This is a genomic window from Paenibacillus polygoni, assembly GCF_030263935.1.
Lineage (GTDB): Bacteria > Bacillota > Bacilli > Paenibacillales > Paenibacillaceae > Paenibacillus > Paenibacillus polygoni.
On record NZ_CP127162.1, the window covers coordinates 4,496,021 to 4,515,952 of the forward strand.

The 19,932-nt window shown below is 36.6% G+C and carries 20 protein-coding genes; all 20 read right to left on the minus strand.

The genetic code is table 11. From position 1 onward, the window contains the following. Positions 1 to 41: 41 nt before the first annotated feature. Positions 42 to 2,546 (minus strand): preprotein translocase subunit SecA, encoded by a 2,505-nt coding sequence (gene secA, locus QPK24_RS21590; RefSeq protein WP_285744592.1) that lies wholly within the window; start codon positions 2,544 to 2,546, stop codon positions 42 to 44. Between the two features lie 507 nt (positions 2,547 to 3,053). Beyond that, complete coding sequence (gene hpf, locus QPK24_RS21595) at positions 3,054 to 3,620, minus strand: ribosome hibernation-promoting factor, HPF/YfiA family (protein ID WP_213530366.1); 567 nt, start codon at positions 3,618 to 3,620, stop codon at positions 3,054 to 3,056. A gap of 270 nt (positions 3,621 to 3,890) precedes the next feature. Then, positions 3,891 to 4,088 (minus strand): cold shock domain-containing protein, encoded by a 198-nt coding sequence (locus QPK24_RS21600; protein WP_009594275.1) that lies wholly within the window; start codon positions 4,086 to 4,088, stop codon positions 3,891 to 3,893. Between the two features lie 200 nt (positions 4,089 to 4,288). Beyond that, the gene (locus tag QPK24_RS21605; RefSeq protein ID WP_285744596.1) at positions 4,289 to 4,624 is read right to left on the minus strand and encodes a hypothetical protein; all 336 of its coding nucleotides are present in this window, start codon (positions 4,622 to 4,624) and stop codon (positions 4,289 to 4,291) included. After that, positions 4,617 to 5,003 carry a flagellar export chaperone FliS gene (gene fliS / locus QPK24_RS21610; RefSeq protein ID WP_285744598.1) on the minus strand — a complete coding sequence of 129 codons (387 nt, stop codon included), beginning with the start codon at positions 5,001 to 5,003 and terminating at the stop codon, positions 4,617 to 4,619. Before fliS ends, QPK24_RS21605 begins: the two co-directional genes overlap by 8 nt. Before the next feature lie 18 nt (positions 5,004 to 5,021). Beyond that, positions 5,022 to 6,515, minus strand: coding sequence for a flagellar filament capping protein FliD (fliD, locus tag QPK24_RS21615; RefSeq protein ID WP_285744600.1), 1,494 nt, complete (start codon positions 6,513 to 6,515; stop codon positions 5,022 to 5,024). Positions 6,516 to 6,526: 11 nt separating this feature from the next. Then, the gene (locus QPK24_RS21620; RefSeq protein ID WP_285744602.1) at positions 6,527 to 6,919 is read right to left on the minus strand and encodes a flagellar protein FlaG; all 393 of its coding nucleotides are present in this window, start codon (positions 6,917 to 6,919) and stop codon (positions 6,527 to 6,529) included. Positions 6,920 to 6,991: 72 nt separating this feature from the next. Next, complete coding sequence (locus tag QPK24_RS21625) at positions 6,992 to 8,347, minus strand: hypothetical protein (RefSeq protein ID WP_285744604.1); 1,356 nt, start codon at positions 8,345 to 8,347, stop codon at positions 6,992 to 6,994. Between the two features lie 124 nt (positions 8,348 to 8,471). Then, on the minus strand, positions 8,472 to 9,278 hold the full coding sequence (locus QPK24_RS21630; protein WP_285744606.1) for a GNAT family N-acetyltransferase: 807 nt from the start codon (positions 9,276 to 9,278) through the stop codon (positions 8,472 to 8,474). Between the two features lie 59 nt (positions 9,279 to 9,337). After that, a complete protein-coding gene (locus QPK24_RS21635; protein WP_285744608.1) occupies positions 9,338 to 10,105 on the minus strand; it encodes a class I SAM-dependent methyltransferase in 768 nt (255 codons plus the stop codon). Between the two features lie 25 nt (positions 10,106 to 10,130). After that, positions 10,131 to 10,973 (minus strand): LicD family protein, encoded by an 843-nt coding sequence (locus QPK24_RS21640; RefSeq protein WP_285744609.1) that lies wholly within the window; start codon positions 10,971 to 10,973, stop codon positions 10,131 to 10,133. After that, a complete protein-coding gene (locus QPK24_RS21645; protein WP_285744612.1) occupies positions 10,970 to 11,701 on the minus strand; it encodes a phosphocholine cytidylyltransferase family protein in 732 nt (243 codons plus the stop codon). Before QPK24_RS21645 ends, QPK24_RS21640 begins: the two co-directional genes overlap by 4 nt. A gap of 41 nt (positions 11,702 to 11,742) precedes the next feature. Continuing rightward, on the minus strand, positions 11,743 to 12,798 hold the full coding sequence (locus QPK24_RS21650) for a pyridoxal phosphate-dependent aminotransferase (protein ID WP_285744614.1): 1,056 nt from the start codon (positions 12,796 to 12,798) through the stop codon (positions 11,743 to 11,745). A gap of 21 nt (positions 12,799 to 12,819) precedes the next feature. Beyond that, positions 12,820 to 14,283, minus strand: a complete 1,464-nt coding sequence (locus tag QPK24_RS21655; RefSeq protein ID WP_285744616.1) for a CDP-glycerol glycerophosphotransferase family protein — start codon at positions 14,281 to 14,283, stop codon at positions 12,820 to 12,822. A gap of 338 nt (positions 14,284 to 14,621) precedes the next feature. Continuing rightward, entirely contained in the window at positions 14,622 to 16,499 is a 1,878-nt protein-coding gene (locus QPK24_RS21660; protein WP_285744618.1) for a TPR domain-containing glycosyltransferase, read from the minus strand. A 140-nt stretch (positions 16,500 to 16,639) separates the two neighbouring features. Then, positions 16,640 to 17,455 (minus strand): flagellin N-terminal helical domain-containing protein, encoded by an 816-nt coding sequence (locus tag QPK24_RS21665; RefSeq protein ID WP_285744619.1) that lies wholly within the window; start codon positions 17,453 to 17,455, stop codon positions 16,640 to 16,642. Between the two features lie 148 nt (positions 17,456 to 17,603). Further along, a complete protein-coding gene (gene csrA, locus QPK24_RS21670; RefSeq protein ID WP_285744621.1) occupies positions 17,604 to 17,849 on the minus strand; it encodes a carbon storage regulator CsrA in 246 nt (81 codons plus the stop codon). A gap of 2 nt (positions 17,850 to 17,851) precedes the next feature. Beyond that, entirely contained in the window at positions 17,852 to 18,304 is a 453-nt protein-coding gene (gene fliW, locus QPK24_RS21675; RefSeq protein ID WP_285744623.1) for a flagellar assembly protein FliW, read from the minus strand. Positions 18,305 to 18,390: 86 nt separating this feature from the next. Continuing rightward, positions 18,391 to 18,960, minus strand: coding sequence for a DUF6470 family protein (locus QPK24_RS21680; protein WP_285744625.1), 570 nt, complete (start codon positions 18,958 to 18,960; stop codon positions 18,391 to 18,393). Between the two features lie 27 nt (positions 18,961 to 18,987). Continuing rightward, on the minus strand, positions 18,988 to 19,911 hold the full coding sequence (flgL, locus tag QPK24_RS21685) for a flagellar hook-associated protein FlgL (RefSeq protein WP_285744627.1): 924 nt from the start codon (positions 19,909 to 19,911) through the stop codon (positions 18,988 to 18,990). Positions 19,912 to 19,932: the final 21 nt, after the last annotated feature.

Here is a 19,932-nt window from a genome sequence, read left to right on the forward strand (position 1 = left end):
TATAGGTTGTTATATGTTTACGTTATTGTATGGCTGGTTGATTAATTTTGTCCATGGCATTGTTTATATTTCTTGCCGCTGCCGCAAGGACAAGGATCGTTACGTCCGATCTGGTCATCCACTTTCACAGGACGTTTCTCCGCAGGTTCGCCGCTGGTAGAAATTTTGTTCTCATCCACTACCGCTTGACGTTCCTGGTTGCTCTCGATTTGAGCTCTCATGACATAGGTCGAAACTTCTTCCTGAATGGTAGCGATCATCTCATGGAACATCGCAAAACCTTCAAACTGGTATTCGCGAAGCGGATCGGTACCGCCGTATGCTCTAAGGTGAATCCCTTGACGGAGTTGATCCATCGCATCGATGTGATCCATCCATTTGCTGTCTACAGAACGAAGCACGATAACTTTCTCGAATTCACGAACCATATCTTCCCCGATTCGTTCTTCTCGCTCGTCATATTTCTTCTGCACTTTATCGAAGATAAATTCGACGATCTCTCCGACTTCTTTGCCCCATAGATCATCACGTGTAATGGCGCCTTCTTCAAGCATTTTGCTGTTGATATAGTCTGCCACTTCTTGCAGTTCCCAGTTCTCAGGAATGTCATCTACACAGTGTGCTTCCACATTACGCTGAATCGTTCCGCGAATCATCTCCATAACAATGGTTTTGATGTTCTCGGATTCGAGCACTTCACGGCGCTGTTTATAAATAACTTCACGCTGCTGATTCATAACATCATCGTACTGGAGTACGACTTTACGCATATCAAAGTTATTACCCTCTACCCGTTTCTGAGCAGATTCTACAGCACGTGTAATCATTTTACTCTCAATCGGTTGATCTTCTTCAAATCCAAGACGCTCCATCATGTTCAGTACATTATCTGCACCAAAACGTTTCATCAGTTCATCTCCAAGAGAGAGATAGAACTGTGTGGAACCTGGATCACCTTGACGTCCTGCACGGCCGCGCAGCTGGTTATCAATCCGACGGGATTCGTGACGTTCCGTACCAATAATGTGAAGGCCGCCTAGTTCAGCTACACCATCACCCAAAATAATATCTGTACCCCGTCCAGCCATGTTCGTTGCAATCGTAACTGCACCCGCTTGGCCAGCACCGGAGATAATTTGTGCTTCTTCTGCATGGTATTTCGCATTCAGTACCTGATGCTTCACGCCTTTACGTTTAAGCATTTCGGAGAGAAGTTCAGAGTTTTCAATGGAGATCGTACCTACGAGTACCGGCTGGTTCTTCGCATGACGTTCTACGATCTCATTCACAACTGCTTTAAACTTGCCTTCCACACTCTTGTACACAATATCCGCCATATCATCACGGCGATTTGGACGGTTGGTTGGCACTTGGAGTACTTCAAGTCCATAAATTTTCTTGAACTCTTCTTCCTCGGTCTTCGCCGTACCTGTCATACCTGCCAGCTTCTTGTACATCCGGAAATAGTTCTGGAATGTAATCGTAGCAAGTGTCATGCTCTCGTTCTGAACCTGAATTGCCTCTTTTGCTTCAATCGCTTGGTGGAGACCATCACTATAACGGCGTCCAGCCATCAGGCGTCCCGTAAATTCATCAACGATCACAACTTCATCATCGGTTACTACATAATCCACGTCACGGCGCATAATGACATTCGCTTTGAGGGCCTGTACGACATGATGATTCAGTGTAACGTTCGCTTGGTCATACAAGTTCTCAATGCCAAAAGCACGTTCTGCTTTTGCAACCCCTGCTTCGGTAAGGGCCACGGATTTCACTTTAATATCTACCGTGTAATCTTCTTCTGCAACGAGACGTTTCACAAAACGATCTGCTGCAAAATAAAGTTCAGTCGATTTTTGAGCTTGTCCTGAAATGATTAGCGGTGTACGAGCTTCATCGACCAAGATGGAATCGACTTCGTCAATAATACAGTAGTAAAGCGGACGCTGTACCATTTGCTCTTTATAAAGGACCATGTTATCGCGGAGATAATCAAATCCGAATTCATTGTTTGTACCGTACGTAATATCGCAAGCATATGCTGCCTGTTTTGCCGCATGATCCATACCGTTGAGGTTAATCCCAACACTCATGCCTAGGAATTCATAGATCTGTCCCATCTCTTGGCTATCCCGCTGAGCAAGGTAATCGTTGACCGTAACAACATGGACCCCTTTACCTAATAATGCATTCAGATACACAGGAAGCGTACCTACGAGGGTCTTACCTTCCCCTGTCTTCATCTCTGCAATACGGCCTTCATGAAGGGCAATACCACCGATCATCTGTACATCATAATGACGCTTGTTCAGGACCCGTTTAGATGCTTCCCGCACCGTAGCAAAAGCTTCAGGCAATAGTTCGTCGAGCGTAGCTCCCTTTTCAATACGAGAACGGAATTCCTCCGTTTTACCTTGCAGCTGAGCGTCGGAAAGCGCGGTAAATTCCGGTTCCATTTTATTAATTACATCGACCGTCTTCATCAGACGTTTGACATCACGCTCATTGGTGTCGCCGAAGATCTTCTTCACTAGTCCTAGCATGGTTAACCCCTTTCGTGCAAACAGATAATATAATCAAGCTCGGCATACTAAGGGTAGTGTTAGAAAACTCCAATGTGAAATACATTAACAGTTCTTACATGCACAAGCTGACGTTATCAAAATCATATTATTAAAATCATATATATATAGAAACATATCCATTATAAATTAAACCCAAACTCGGGCTTCAATTGAAAAATGGTTTTGCCTAAATTGTAACAGTTTGTAAAGACTGTCGCAACACGGAGCACCCTTTATTTTACTTGATTTACCATCGATCTTACGAGTTTTATGGCAAAAAGCAGACTCTCACCCCGTGTATATATTAGACGCAGGTCCTGCCTAATAAGTTTCGCTTCATCTGTATGCAATTAATGGAAATCAAAAAGGACCCCCTTTCCGCAGAATTGGAGGCCCTTCACTATCATCATATTATAATATTCTCATTCAACACTTAAGTAATTCATAAAGAAAATATCAGATATCCTTCGCTTCCGAGTGGAAGGGCTATTCTTTCTCAATTAAACCATATTTACCGTCTTTACGTTTGTAAACGACGTTTACTTCATTATTCTCAATATTGGAGAATACGAAGAAATTATGGCCGATCATATTCATCTGCAGAATCGCTTCTTCCACATCCATCGGTTTGAGTAAGAAACGTTTCGTACGCACCACTTCAAAATCATCAATATCCATATCCAGTTCATCATCGGTTGTAGGAGATGCACTAGCAGGCACATTTTCTACAAAGAGAGTCTTCAGATTGCCTTCTTGGCGGAATTTACGATTGATCTTTGTTTTGTGCTTGCGAATCTGACGTTCAAGCTTGTCTACTACAGCATCGATGGAGCCATACATATCATTGCTTTCATCTTCTGCGCGGAGTACTAGACCTTTCATAGGAATGGTTACCTCTACGGTGTGCAGGCCTCGATTAACACTTAGCGTAACATTGCCATCAGAGGTAAGAGGTTCGTCGAAATACTTTTCCAGTTTATTCAGCTTCTTATCTACGTAATCTTTCAAAGCATCAGTAACCTCGATTTGTTGTCCTCGAATACTCAAATTCATAGGGCAGTCCTCCTTTTCCTTTACACCTCGATTATAACATGAATGATATGGTAAAGTAAAAAATTAAAGCGGTTTCTTTGTTCATATGAAAAGAGATGTGACAATTTTATTAAGTCCGTTTGAAAAGGGTTGCAATCGGTTAATACTAGAGTTAATTCTTCCTAAGAAAACATAAAAAAACCTCAAGACCGAAGTCTCAAGGTTTGAAGCTAACTACTATACAATTGTTAACCATCTAACCGTATATGTAGGTCGGACTATGCCGGATGATTATAATTTGATTACGTTAGCTGCTTGTGGTCCACGCGCACCTTCAACGATCTCGAATTCTACGGATTGACCTTCTTCCAAAGTTTTGAATCCTTCGGATTGAATTGCGGAAAAGTGAACGAATACATCGCCGCCATCCTCAGTTTCGATAAAACCATAACCTTTTTCTGCGTTAAACCATTTAACTTTACCTTGCATGCACGAACATTCCCTTCGTCTTCAAATGAAGTGAGCGTAGCTCACAATTCAGACTATAACATCCAAACTTATCCATTGTCAATTGGAAAAGAAAATGATTACCTGCAAATATATAACATATCAATGTTAATAATTTTAGAGGTGAATATAGTATCTTCACTAATACAAAGTAGTCCCCACACCTCTGTAATTTAGATTAATTATTTCCGGCGATCTAGAAGGAAACTCTCAGAGCTATATGGATTCTCATATGCATTACGCTGCGTCTTTATAAGGGTTCGTTTCTGTATCCAATCCATTGCTTCATTCTTTAGTTCTTCCATTTTCTTATAAATAACTGAATCAAACTCTAAAAGTGCCCTTATCTTCACTTTCATTTCACTAGACACATTATAATTAACAACCTCTGCTAGTAGAAAACCAATTAATTTTTGACGACCTTCAACAAATTCTTCTACATCCTCGAAGGTTATAAAATCAAGGCGACTCAGAAAATGTAAGGTAAGCTCCTCCAACTCTCTAATATAGCTATTCATTTCCTATACCAGCATTAGCAATTTTACTTGCTTGGATCCAAGTATCTCTCAGCTCAATTAACAGTATAAGCGTTGTGGAAGCAGGTTCAGCACACTTTTTAATATTAGCCTGAACTAGTGAGTAATTCATATATTCATACAGTGAAAATAGGTCTTTAGAAATAGTTATGTCATGATTTAACGTTGACATAAGTTCGCTGATAATCATCTGCGCTTTTCCAAAATAACTGTTTACCTGGTCATAATTCCGTATTTCTAACTCTTGAAGGGCAGTTTTGATAAATTTAATTGCACCATCATATAGCATAATGACCAACTGAGAGGGTTTGGATGTTTGTACGGAAGACTGACGATATTTTTCATATGGATTAGCAATCATCTTATTCACTCCTTCATATTATGAAAAATAGCTCGACAGGCTTGAAGACTGTGCATTATATTTATTCATCGCTGTTTCCATCGCGGAGAACTGCTTGTAATAGCGAGTTTCCATGTCATCCAAGCGACTTTGCAGCGCCTCAATTTGTTTGTTGTAGTTCTTAAGTTGATTACCCATAGAGCTTTCTTCTTTAAAAATACTATTTACACTTGCATCAAATTTAGATGTACCTGCTTTGGATACTAGCATATCCAGTGTGTTGTTCAGCTGATTGTTTAAACTTTTAAAAATTCCGCTTTTAGAGGAGGATGAAGAACCTTGAAACAAATCCATAACCTTCTGAGGATCCGTATTGAGAGCAGCTTTTAATTTGTCTTCGTTTATATATAACTTACCATTCTCATAATATTGTCCCGTAGCAATTCCAACTGAACTTAGATCTCCTAAAGCGGAATAGATAACTGACCGCATAGAGGAAATAGCGGAAGTCAAAATACCATCATTTTTGTGCAGTCCGCTTTTCGCTTTTTCTTCCCAAAGTTCAATCTCTGACTCTTTCATTTCACTCTTCTGTTCATCGGTTAACGGTGTATAGTCGCGGTAACGTGTCTCTTTAGTCCTTGTGTTTAATGTGTCGAGCAAACTGTTATATAAGTCTACAAAAGTTTTGATAGTTTCCAGCGCTTTATCCGGGCTCGGTTGGGTCGTAACCGTAGTAGGATTACCCTTGTTTTCCTGTAGCAACGTCAGCTGAACACCGTTTACCGTGACTGTATTATTTGAAGTAGTAAATTCTCTGCTCGCACCATTAGAGGTAACTTTTACCATTCCATCTTGTGCCTTTTTGAAATCTCCACTTGGTGAATCCGCTCTTATACCAAATAAATCCAGTAAAGTACTGTCTTTTTCTATCTTCTCTGTACCGGTAAATTTCAAATCATTTGAAGAACCATACTCTTTAGCTGAAATTGAAAACTTCCCACTGATTTCATCAAAAGTAGCAGTGACATTTGCTGTTGAAGCATTAATCTTTGCTACTACTGTATTGATCGAATCAGCCCCATCAAATGTAATAGTAGTATTATTGATGTTTAATTCAAATTTCTTAGATGTGTCACCCGAAATTTCTGCCAATGTGTTCGTAGCAATAGCATTTGTCTTACGATCTGCTAAAACTAGCATAGTTGGGCTTTGGACTGCAGATTTCGTAGCCAGCTGTGCAACTTCTACTGTCATGTTCGACAGTAAGGCACTTGCGGAAGGATCAGCTTTTACTGCTGTAATATTTCCAGTTACCGTTGATTGGTTTGTATTCATAGCAGCGGACTGTGTAAAACTGGACAACTTAGTTCTAAAATTAATAATTTGGCTGTTAATTTCGCGATAACTGTCCCGTGTCCACTGTAAAAGTTGCTTTTGCTGATTTAATTTATCTAGTGGAACACGCTGAGCTGTCATTAATGACGAAACCAAGCTGTCAACATCCATCCCTGAAAAACCGGTAATACGCATAGTTTTCCTCCTTACACCTTCTCATCTATAATCATTCCAGAAATCTCCATCATTTTAGTTACTAAGTCTAACGTTTTTTCCGGCGGTATTTCTCTTATAAGTTCTCCGTTTTCTTTATTCAAAACTTTTACCATAATTCGATTTGATTTTTCATGAATACTGATTTCTAGGGTGGTTTCAGGACCTTGCAGGGCCTTGGCTGCACGCTCAATCGAACGGATGAGTTGATCATCTGCAGAAGATACAGCAATACCTAGTCTCTCAAGTCTAGCAAGCTCAGAAACCCTTCTTATTGAATTGATTAATTGCTCATTCGTGTTTGAAGCAGCATTCTCACTTGGCTGACTTGAACTAGTTGTTTGGCTACATATAGTATTTGTGGAAAGAGATAATTGCAAATTCACTTATACCCCTCCGTAAGCATTATTTACTTACTTTATCGGTTATATATATATATATTATGAAGAGTAAAACCACTAAATTCTTTTGCTGTTCAGTCGTATATTTAACAGTTCAGTGACCTTTTTTGCACCTTTTTCATTCATATGGTCCATATCCACAAAATCTTCCTCTTCAAATTCTATGTTCTCCTTTAGGTCAATGAACTCAAAATCATGTATTGTTTTTAGTTCTTTAATGATCTGATAGTATTCCTTTTCAAATTGATTATCCAGAGAATTAGCATAGTATTTAGTGCTTGGAAAATTTAAAATAATTAATTTTATTTTTTTCTTATACAAGTAAGTCAAAAATTCATTAAGCATTATTTGGGAATTTATTCTTGTTTGTTTAAACTTAATTAGTTTATTATGTTGACCCGCTCGGGCAATCCCTATTTCTCTCTTTTTTAAAGCATCTAATTTTGTTAATGCACAGGGAATCAATTCTGTACGCTCTGCACGTGACAGATTGGCATGAAAATAGCTACTGTTATAATGCCGAAAAATAAGATGACCAAATATTCTATATAATTCATCTACGTCAAATATTTTTGTGATTAAAGGAGGTACGAACATGGATATGTCAGAAATCCGTTTAAGGTCTTCATATATGTAATTATTGCTATCTCTAAATATTGGATAATACACCTTTTCGATGCGAGTGATAGCACTATTTTTAGCTTTGGATAAATCAAAATGAAAGGACCAATATCCTGTTCCTAAATAAACCTCTTTAATACTATTGTTCTTATCTATAACACTCTTAGCAATCAATAAGGAATAGTATATATCTTGAGATGGCAAGGATAAATTAACAGTACTTTGTGATATTCTTCTATCATCTATACCAAACATTGGATAAGAAGAACCGATTATTATGCTTTCTGTTGCCGCTTCCTTAGCTTTGGTAATAGCATTAACCAGAAAATTATAATCGTAATTTGAATTATATATATTATTTGATAAGCCGTACAAATCGTTCATTAACTTATCATAGGTTATAACTTCATCAAAATCGTTAAAAAACATCCCTTCCGACACTGTCTCTTCACTTAGTAATAGTATATTAAATTCAAAACAACCTTCCTTACTACGAGCTCGTGTCTCACCATCTTGCAAAATAACAATCTCATAATTAATAATTTTCTTTAGGATCTTGTACTTGTCTGTACCTTTGAAGTAAATCTTAAATTTATAACTATTTAACACATCATTATATAGCTGTGAAAGCAACTTTATAATCTTAAAATACTTATTTAATAAATCACGGGTTGAGTAGGACCTGCTATTGCAGAAGTTAATAATATCAACGAGTAAATCTGCTATAGCGATATAGGAGGAAATCACAGAGTATTGACTGTTCTTCTGAATAAAATCAGCTAATTGATTCATGAAGTTAAAAACCTCATCTTCGTCTTCTATTACTTCACTTTCTATAGATTTATGAATACATAAAAAATCTAAATTTCTTATGTGTTCCTCTATAGTATATCGATGTCCTAACAATTAAATCACTTCATTTCCCCAAAATAAAAGCCTGGTCTTTTACAAGTTTTGCCCAACTAGATATAACTTGAAAACCTACTTTCTCATGCAGTCTATGTGCTTGAAGTGTATAGTAATAAGCGAAAACCTCTTTTCCCTCTTGCAAGAGATCAAAGCAAAGTTTGCAGTAAATCTGATGAGCATATCCATTTCCTCTTTCATTAGGAACGGTAAATATTCCCGATGTAACACCGATCTGATTAGTTTGCGCATACGTCGCACAGTGAGAAACGATAACCCCTCTTTTTTTAATAATATAGTTTCTTCCAAATCCTTCATTGTAACGCTCTTTTAATTGATGTTCCAACAAAAGAATGTCGTAATGTCTTCCTAATCCATCATCTTCACTTAGTAGTTTTGCAATATCATACATATCATCTAAAGAAGCTTCTTCTATTAATTTCGAACTTACACAAGGAATTTTCTTCACTTGCCCAACACTTCCATAGTGTGCGGTATAGTCTGTAAAAAAAACTTCGATTCTTTTAATAATGGGGCCTGTACTATTAACAATCGAAGGACTATTTTCACGTATAAAAAAAACGAGATCCTCCACAATATAATCATCTGACCTGCAGTAAATATGAACACCTGTATAATACCTTGCTATAAGAGCAGTTATCCCCCCCTGATCATTCAAGCTAACCCATATTTTGAAATTATTATTCTTAAAACCGTACTTTTGAAAATTTATATACGTATATAAGCATTTTGAGTAATCTTCTTTGATATAGTCTAAAATAGCGGTTGTCCATGAAGAATTACATTGCTTCAGCATTCCACCCACCCTTTACTATTAGTTATGACATTTGAAACAAAGTGAAGGCAGGTCTCTGTTTATAACTGTTTTCTATTTCGCTTTAATACAAATATCCATTGTTTGGTCTCTGTTTGAGTTTTAATATCTTCATGGAAGAATTCCTCACTTAGCTTTAATTCAAATCCTTCTTTATATAAAATATTTAAAATCTCATTATATTCCTTTTCAGTTCTGTAAATTGCACTATACTCATTCTTTAGTTCTTTAGAATAAAATTTGTCTAAAGTCAGTCTTTCATTAAGTGCAATCGGTTCAGACAAATAAACAATACAATTTTCCTCAAAATTCAGGATCAACTTATCCAGTATCTCTTTAATCTCTTCGTCGTTAATGTACATAAAGACTCCACCTGATATCACAAAACGGTCGAACTTGTTTTTAGGTAAAGTCTCATCAAGCCCACTTGCATACTCTTGTACTGATGAATGTATAAAGTGAGTGGTGTCCTTCTTCTCAATATCTTCTCGTGATTGTATTAAATCAATAAACTCCTTTACATAGTCTACACCAACGTATAAATCCACTATAGAAGTAATATACTTGGATATCCTCCCTGTCCCGCATCCAAACTCAAGCACTTTACTGCTGCTATTCAGACATAAGTGAGAAAGTCTGTGCTCTATCTCAAATTTGGTCCACTCTTCAATTTTGCTTTTATCCTTGTCCCCTACTAAAACTACAGGTGCATCAATGTCTATTGAAACTTTATCTATCGCTCTTTTTTTATAAAACTCTCTAAGGCTCTCAGGATCGATATCGACTTTTTCTAAGTATACTCTTCTCAATATTGTTCCCCTCTCATAGCGTCAATTAAAATTTCAATTCCGTACCGTCCAAAAATTTAATAAAGGAAGCATGACTATTGCCTTGACGCTTCTCTACAGGTGGCAATTTCATATACTCACCATAAATCATTGATAATGTCTTATCATATCCTTTGGGTGCGTAAAATAGGTGTCCTTCAAACTCTAATGTAATCACACTGTCATACCATTCGCGTTTAAATATGTATCCTGACAAATAATTATGTGATACCAAGAATGAGGTGTTTTTCCTATTGTCACATTTAGCCATGAAATTAAATATAGATACAATTAGGCTCCGAGGAATATAAGATAACAGCTTATAAATTCCTCTTAGTAACGGTTGACTGGCGTTTTTCTTTCCCACTTGCGCCCACAAAATTTTCCTGCAAACTTTACATATGAGCAATGTTAATCTTTGTTTGAATCTATTATCCGTGATATGGTCTAAAGGAAAAATATCAATAAATATCCCATCTTGCTGCTTTAAATGTTCTTGTCCAGATCGAACGTAAGAAGTGTTTTTCAATTTTAATTTACCAAAAACCCAATTATAGTGTTGATCAGTTTGTTGATTTTGCAGCGAAAATTTCGTGTGATCCAATTCTGTTTTGCATAGCTCGCAGAATTTTTCATAATCCTCCCGTAGCATTTCAATATCCACATCATCATCCCAAGGAATAAAGCTTCCATGTCTAACTGCCCCAATTAAGGTTCCATATGCTAAAAAGTATTGAATGTTATGTTTTCTACATATGCGATCTACTTCTAGCAAAAGTAAAAGCATTTCTTTTTGTAATTTTTTCAGATGATATTCACTAAGTCTTAAGTAACCAGTCTTTTTATTCATCTTAGACCTCCACTGAGACTACTTATCTCCTTATCAATATGGGCTATAATTCTCTCATAATCGTCAAAGTAATCTATTTCCGACCAAAAACAACCTTTAATGTCTATAGTCTCAATGTCTTTTTCTTTTGAATCAGCCAATGAATACAAGATATTTTCCCACCACAATTGATGTTGTTGATTATCCATTAATTCTCCCAGTCTTTCTTTGAATTTCCCCGTAAACTCTCTTCTTATTTTCCCTATACCCACATATTCGCAGCTACGCTCCTGCAATGGTAAGTCTTTTCCATACTTTTCAATGAAGCCGTTCTCCAACTTCAAAAAATAATCGCCTTCTACTGTTCGTCCAGTGTCTACCATTAAGGAACATACTTTTTTTGTCTCAATAATTCGATTCAATATGTCCTCATCTATATAAACATCGCCATTCATTATAATTGTATCTTCAGTCAACTCTTCTCTAGCAAACCAGAGAGAGGCGAGGCTGTTAGTTACATCATAGAATGGGTTATAACAATAAGTAACATCCAAACCTTCTAGAGCCTCAAATATCTTATTCTTACGATATCCGACACATATTATTGGATGAATGTTTTTTTTTATCAACATCATTACACTTCTTCTAATCAACGGTGTTCCATCTATTGGCAAAACTGACTTTGGAATATCTTCAATCATTCTTGATATTCTTGTTCCTCTTCCTGCTGCTAATAATATCGCTTTCATAATTTCACCCTACTTCCCTACTTGAATTACAATATACCTTTTCAATTATGATCTACCTCTTTGAAACTTCCCCAAAAAATTTGCATAATTTCTTTATTTGCAGTGGTTACTCGGATCCAGTCGGATAGTATAGGATTGTTATATACCTTGATTAGAATCTTACGTCGTTTTAACTCATCGAATAGATACTGTGGGTGTTTATTGGTTTTGATCAGCAAGTAGTTTCCATTGTTAAAATGATACTCGTATCCATGATTCTCAAGTTGTGCTAGTAAATATTCTCGCCCCTCTCTTTCTTTATCCATTAGCTCCTCAATAATTTGAGGGTTATCTAGAATAGTTTCAGCTATTTCAACAGCGAAGTAGTTTACTGCGTAAGTAGAACTTGCTTTTTTTGCCTCTTTAATTAAGTGACTATTTGAGTAGATATAACCTATTCTAGCACCCGCAATAGATAACATTTTAGAAAATGTACGAAATAACATTACATTATCGTATTTATCTACATAATGAACAAATGTACTTGATGAAAAATAATAATATGCTTCATCAATTGCAACTATCGCATTATTTTTTTGAGCTTTCTCTATGATTGCTCTAACTTCTGTTTCTGACCAAGCTGTCCCTATAGGACTATTTGGGTTAAGTAACACAACAATACTTGTATCATGGTCAATGGAATTCATAACTTGATCTAGATTAACTTGGAAATCATCATCATAAGTAACTGGCTCATGAACTAGCCCATACATGTTGGAGTATACTGAATACATTTCAAAGCTAGGGCTAACCGATACAACTTTTTTGCCTGGTTCTCCGAACACTTGAAATAGCAGCCGAATTGCATCATCAGAACCATTCGTTAAACAAATATTAGATGGCTGACATTCTAAATACCTTGCTAATTTATCAATTAAAGGAGACATCTCAGGATACATTGCAACATATTCCGGACGGATATTATCTATAAACTTCTCAAAAAATTCAGTAGGTAGTCCAACTGGATTTTCATTCATATCAAGACGAAGGAATTGTTTACGGCTTTCATTGTAAGAAGTTCTGTATAAGCTTTTTATATTCGGATTTACATAATACATATGAGTCTCACCTTTCCTGTATCAAGCATGCTTCATTTGCTTAAGAACTTCATTCTTAATATTGGTATGAATCTCCATCCCACAAGTACCATCCGTGTTACTGAGACTTTTTTTAAATCTTGTGATACGCTCCGTTTTTCTTAAATCCTCGTTATTTTCAATCATTTCAATAAATTTAGTAACACTTAAATCCTGATCAGCAAAGTAGCATCCTAGATAATCTGCATAATAATGCAGATCTGACGCTGTCTTTCCTTCATCTAGAATACCTAAAATAGGTTTCTCAGTAATAATACTTTGCAACATAATCGAGCTATAATCGCTTATGATAGCATCTGCAATAATAATCGCAGGGTAAACGTCACTATTATTATCAATGATAATATTAGTAGCTTGTTTTAGATTTCTTTCTATCTCTTCATATTGATTGACAAGATGGGGCCTCATTGTTTTCAATGTAATCTGAGTAAGCGGATGTGGACGCCAAATTAAAATATTTTTATCATTCTCAATAAAGCAATTCAAAATGTGCACTAACCGATCAAACCACATATCAGAGGATAGAAGATCGGCAATTCCTGTATTTAATAAAAACACTTTTCTATTCTTAATGATTTGATTCCAGTGCATCGGAATATTCACTAGTCCTTCTCTTACAGCAGTTAACATAGCATCTATTTTAGGTGATCCTAGATCTAGTATTTTTTGTTGTTCAATCCCGCTATAAATGTAGGCATCTTTCAGGTGAGTTGATTGTACAATCAACTTATTTGCATATATATATGACGGCATAATATTTAAACTAAGTGTCTCAGTACATCCTGCAACAAAATAAGGGACATAAACTAACATATCTGTATATTTCGCTAGGTTTTCTGAAAAAAAACGAGGATTAACCATCGTTAGAGTATTGTAACTGTCATAAGGATTGTGAATATATACTATATCTGGTCTTCTATTTTCAAAGTCATACAATTCAAAAGGTATAGTGTGCACATTCTTTGGAAATTGGTTTCCTTCATAACAAAACCTAGTGATTTCTCCCTCCTTATTTTTCTCATAGTAGGGAATTGGAACTACATAACATGTGCAATCCGGATCTTTCATTGCTTCATTATATATACTTTCCAATGAGTCCCACATAGAGGAATTGTATGGAAAAAAGACTATTTCAAATTCATTTTTAATGTCAATTATAATTGAACTTTTTATATTATATATAATCCCCTTTAAATGGTTAATATTATGATTAAATAGATCATCGCTCTGATTAAAATCAAACGCCTGGACTTTTTCCATTGCTCTTTGAATAAGTTTTACTACTTTGATTTCATTACTTAAAACACTTGAAAGTGCCTGTAAGCTTTCATAGCAGTCCTGTATCATGCTCGGTGAGTGGTTATTTCCATTGATACTTATATAATCAATTCCTTCTTCAATTGTAGATATAAGTTCCATTAATTGACGCTTTATGTTTATTCGCATAATCGCTCTCCATTTATATAATTTATTTTCCGGTGGCTCATAAGTTAATGATATCTAGCCATAAAATTACTCCGATTCCTATATCTTTTGTACTTTAAACCCTATATTCTTATATCAATTTCTGTCATCAAGATTCCTATATATTTATTCTATCGACATAATCCAACAAAACATGAATAGTCCATTAAGCTCATATGATAGGCCCTCAATGAGGTGCTTTTTTCTTCTATTAATGTAGTTATCGATACCAAAACAAAAAAAGCCGATTCATTTCATCGGCTCTTTAAAGGGAATTATTTAATCTTTTTCGAAGGTACTCATTTGACTTTAATCTTATATCAATTTGCCTTCACCCATGATACCTGAGGGAATTTCAACTTTATCTTTTTTATGATATCAGACATTTTATGCTGATCTTCTAAACTTACATAAAATTTATATATTCTTTCATAAGATCTATAATTAGGGCGTAATTTAACAAGTCTGTTATATAATATCTCAGCATCCTCTTTATAGCCGCTAATAAAACAAACATCTCCTAATAACTCTATAGTATGGACATTGTTAGAATGTTCTTTGTACAATTCAGATAATAAATCTATAGCTAATTCATAAAAACCGAACTCTATAAATTTGCTACATACATTTAATTTTGATTCAAGAGATCCTCTCCAAATGACTTCAACAACAGTTTGGATAATATCATATTCTTGCAACACTAATAGACGTTCTATACAGATTTCTAAGATCTGTTCTATACATGGAGACAGTTTTGATGATTTTATAGAGTTACGCTGAAGTAAATCAGCAAGTAGCTTTCTATCAGAATGAGTGAAATTAAACTTATTTTTAACTAACTCATACATTTCAAGATCCTGTAATATTATTGCAAGAAGTAATACATCTATATTGTTTTCCTCAGATATGTTCGATGATAGTAGCCAAGCATTCTTTGCGTCTTCGTATTTCTTATTGTATTGATAAGCTGAAGCAATAACATTAGGCTCTGTTTTGACTTGATACTTTTCTAAATAAGAATTTAATAGAGGGCTCCTAATACTATAGAGAACTTCTAATGCTACCTTCAAATCATCAATAGACTCTATTTTAAAAATATATTCCAAATTTTTCACAACATTCGGTTGGTTAGCTTTAGTTATTAAAGTCAGAAATTTCTGCAATCCTCCAGCAAATGATTTATTTATCCGTAACGCTTTTATAATTACATCATACGCCTTATCAAGATCATACTCATGTTCATATATTTCAGCTAATCTGAAATATGACAAATAACTTCCATTCCCTTGGGTTACAGTATAGCCCACATCTCCTAACTCAATACATTTTGTAAATGATCTAATCGCATCTAGATAGAATCCAGCATCCATATATAATCTACCCTGCATATGAAGCATATCAACTTCCTCAGAGAATATCTCAAGGGCATTATTTATTACCTGTAAACCCTCATCATATCTTTTCTTTACATACAGACAATAACTTAATGAAGTTATGAGCTCAGGTAAGAAGATTAATCCCTTACTCAAAGGATATGCTTTCTTAAAAAATAAGAGTGCCTTGTCATACTCACCTAACCACATATATGTTTTTCCCATATTAAACAAGTTATAAGCAGTTGGATGTTCTTCAACTTCTTTAATCATAAGAGGTAAGTTCCTCTTATTTTTTTCTTTGGACTTCATTACCTCGTCTGTGTATCCACTATGGTAAATGGTAAGCTCACTTCTTTTTCCAGTATAGTTTTTCCTTGGATCCATCGTATTAAGATGTTCATGGAGTTTGTTTTCATAGAACATCCCTTTGTTATTTGCAAATATCCGAATTGCTACATGCTTCATTACCTGTCCATAAGAAAGAAGATTAAACATGTCTACAAAGTAATAATCAGCACTCATAGAAATCATTTCATATAAATTAGTGTCTTCCAGCAAATATTCATCTGCATCAAGAACAAGAATATAATCAGAAGTTGCATAACGGATTGAAGCGTTTCTAGCTGCTGCAAAATCATCAATCCACTTAAAATAGTAAACCTCGTTTGTGTACATTTTGGCAATTTCAACAGTTCGATCTTTAGATCCTGTGTCAACAATAACTATTTGATCCACCTTATTCTTAACACTATTTAAACACCTTTCTAGACTTTCCTCTTCGTCCTTAACAATCATACATAATGATATCGACTTTCTTTTCATTAGTTCCCCCACTCTCAAAACTTAATTAAGCTATTATATGTATCGGCATATATGCCTACGGAATAGAGGATAAGTTAACTGTAGTAATAAAAAATAGACCACCGATTAATACCGGTAGTCTTCTTAGTTTAAGTTTTGAATTAACGAAGCAATTGCAATACAGCTTGCGGCTGTTGATTTGCTTGTGCCAACATTGCTTGAGATGCTTGAGCTAGAATATTATTTTTCGTTTGATTCATCATTTCTTTTGCCATATCCACGTCACGAATACGGGATTCAGCAGCAGACAAGTTTTCAGAAGTAGTTCCTAAGTTGTTGATTGTATGTTCCAGACGGTTTTGGTTTGCACCCAGTTTTGCACGTTCTGCGGATACTAATTTAATAGCGTCATCCAAAGCGGTAAGAGCTGCATTTGCACCAGTCTGTGTACCGATAGCTACAGAAGTAATCCCCAGGGAAGCAGCGCCCATGTTTCCTATTGACAAGGTAATACTTTGACCATTATTTGCACCAATTTGGAATACAGCACTGCTCACGCCAGTACCATTCAAGAGTTTCTTAGTATTAAACTCAGTATCTGTAGAGATACGTGTGATTTCATTAGTCAGTTCAGCAACCTCTTTCTGAAGTTCTTCACGATCAACATTAGTATTCGTGTCATTCGCAGATTGAACCGCCAGCTCTCGAACACGTTGCAAGATACTGTGAGTTTCGTTCAGTGCACCTTCAGCTGTTTGAATCAAGGAAATTCCATCTTGAGCATTTTTTGTAGCCATGTCAAGACCACGTATTTGTCCACGCATTTTTTCAGAGATCGCAAGACCAGCAGCATCGTCCCCTGCACGGTTAATACGAAGACCGGAAGACAATTTTTCAATTGCTTTGTTTGTGTTTTGAGTATTTGTACCCATTTGGCGATGTGTGTTCATAGCCGCAATATTGTGATTGATAATCATGTTAACATTTCCTCCCTGAAATAAGTTGATATCCACGTCCTTGTGGAACGCCTAAGGCGAAAGGTCGGCCGCCCTTGCCCTCAGCGCCTACAACATATATCGACTACAATCACTTCATTATTTATAGCAAAACCAAAAACTTTTTCTATTATTTTTCATTTTTTACTGACTGCTGAAATTGCGCGATTAAAGCCTCAATATGATCCTTCGTTGAAGCGGCGGATTGCTTGTTCGCTTCCTGTATTGCGAGATGAACCTCTTTACGGAAAATATCAACTTCCGCAGGTGCGGAAATGCCAATTCGGACCGTCTCTCCTTCAACACCGAGCACGGTAATCTCAATATGATCATCGATCACGATGGACTCTCCCTTTTTCCTGGATAGTACTAGCATCTTTATTCACCATCCTTTGCAAAAAGGGTTCTGGCTGCAGATAGTTCCTTGATGGCATGCCGTGTCTGGTAACCGGATTGTTGCAGCACGATCTGTTTGGCCTCAACATTCTCTGGATTCATGACAATGGGAGCTAACAAATTGATACTTGATTCCTCAATCGATGCTTGAAGGGTTACTATACAGCGTACGAGTACCTTCTCTTTAATTCCTAGTTCCATGGTATCGTGATCTGGTAATTCAAATTCATAACCCGGCTCAAATAGAAATGGGTCCGCTAATAAAAAGGATAGACTTGGCTCACTTAGTGATTGCATCATACTAAATGGACTATCCTCATAAGGTAGAATGGCAAACTCTTTCTCTTCTTCAAATCCCGGAATTCCTCTATTAAAATGAAATATTTGATCGTCTTCTACTTCGATACTGCCCCAAGAGGCGGATTCAATGATCAATGTAATCTCTCCTTTATACTTGTGAGTCTACTATTCTATATAAAAAAAGCTACAGATTTGGCGATCGCCTCTCTATAGCTTCTATGTTACACCGTCTGATCTACTTCAGAGGGAATAAATTGGATGGACGGATACTGCATCATATAGATCTGCAGCTTGCCCCGCTGATAGTCTATGTCCGGCTTGTTTACTTTTACATCGATATCTACGGAACCTCTTTCAATCTCGATGTCCGTCTTTCGAACATTAAAGTGTATATCTACATTATCTATGGAGGCTTCGCCTCGGAATTCCCCTAGAACCGGTAGAGCTTCATGTTTCCCATATACCTCAGCAATCGTATTACCCGGCTTATAAAAATCAGTCATCCGGTTACCCTGCTCAACTCGTTTGGCAATTCCCTCAAGGAAAATTTGCTTAACGTTTGAATACAAGCGCTGTGTCATCTCTATCTGCGTTCCCCCGGTAAAAGCAGCTTTCGCACGCGACGAATCGACAACAAGCTCAGGCTGATGCTGATCGATTTGAAGGGTTGCTGGGTTACTTTTGATCTGAAGATCTGCTTTCGGTTGTCTTATGGAATACTGTCCTAAATCTGCATCAATGCCAATACGTCCGTTCTGCTGCCTGATCTGAAGCATAGGGATTGTGCTCATGATAATAGAAGCCCCCTCTCGTCTTACTTATCTAAGAAAGTCAACTAAGGAAGAGGAGATGATTTTCGCACCAACGGATAACGTTGCGTTATAGATATTTTCTTGAATCTGCGAACGAACAGCTAACTCTGCGTAATCCGCATCTTCTGTTTTCGCTTGCAGACTCGTTAAATTATATTCCATATCACCAAGTCTATTTTGCATTAGTTCAATCCTATTCATTTTCGCGCCAATACCCGCCTGTGCAGCCGTTAGTTTTTCTACACGAGTATCCATGTGAGCTAGTTCAGCAGAGATCGCATCGAAGTCTCCCACTTCCAGCGCTTTACTTAAACGATCCGCTATTGCAAATACATTGTCCGTCTCATCTGCAGATCCCATTACATCATTACCGCTCACATTAATAGCGAGTTGTATCCCGCTGCCGACAGCATAATTTACATTTCCGGTATCAATCATATCTCTTGTGAATCCAGAAGTATCGGATACATTCTCAGCGTTTTTCGCAAAATCATATGGTTTCTGATTATAACCCTCACCATTAAAAATATATTTCCCGTTAAGCTGGCTATTACCGATATCGACAAACTGCTCTTTCAGCTGATTCACTTCAAGACGAATACTCTCCAGGGCACTTTGTGGATTGGTTCCACTTGATGCCGTAACTGTTAGTTCTCGCATTCTCTGCAAAACTTCGTTGGTCTGAGATACGACGGTATCTGAGTAATCCAGCCAGGAAATGGCCGAATCCACATTGCTCTGATATTCCGCATTGGAATTCAGTTCTGTACGGTATCGTAATGCATATGTAATACCTACTGGGTCATCTGAAGGCTTGTTAATCTTCATTCCCGTGGACATTTGAAGCTGCGTATCATTAAGCTGCTTCGCGTTACGGTTAATGTTCATCATGAGCTGGTTGCTCATCATATTTGAGGTTACTCGGATCATCGTATTACCCTCCTGCCTGCC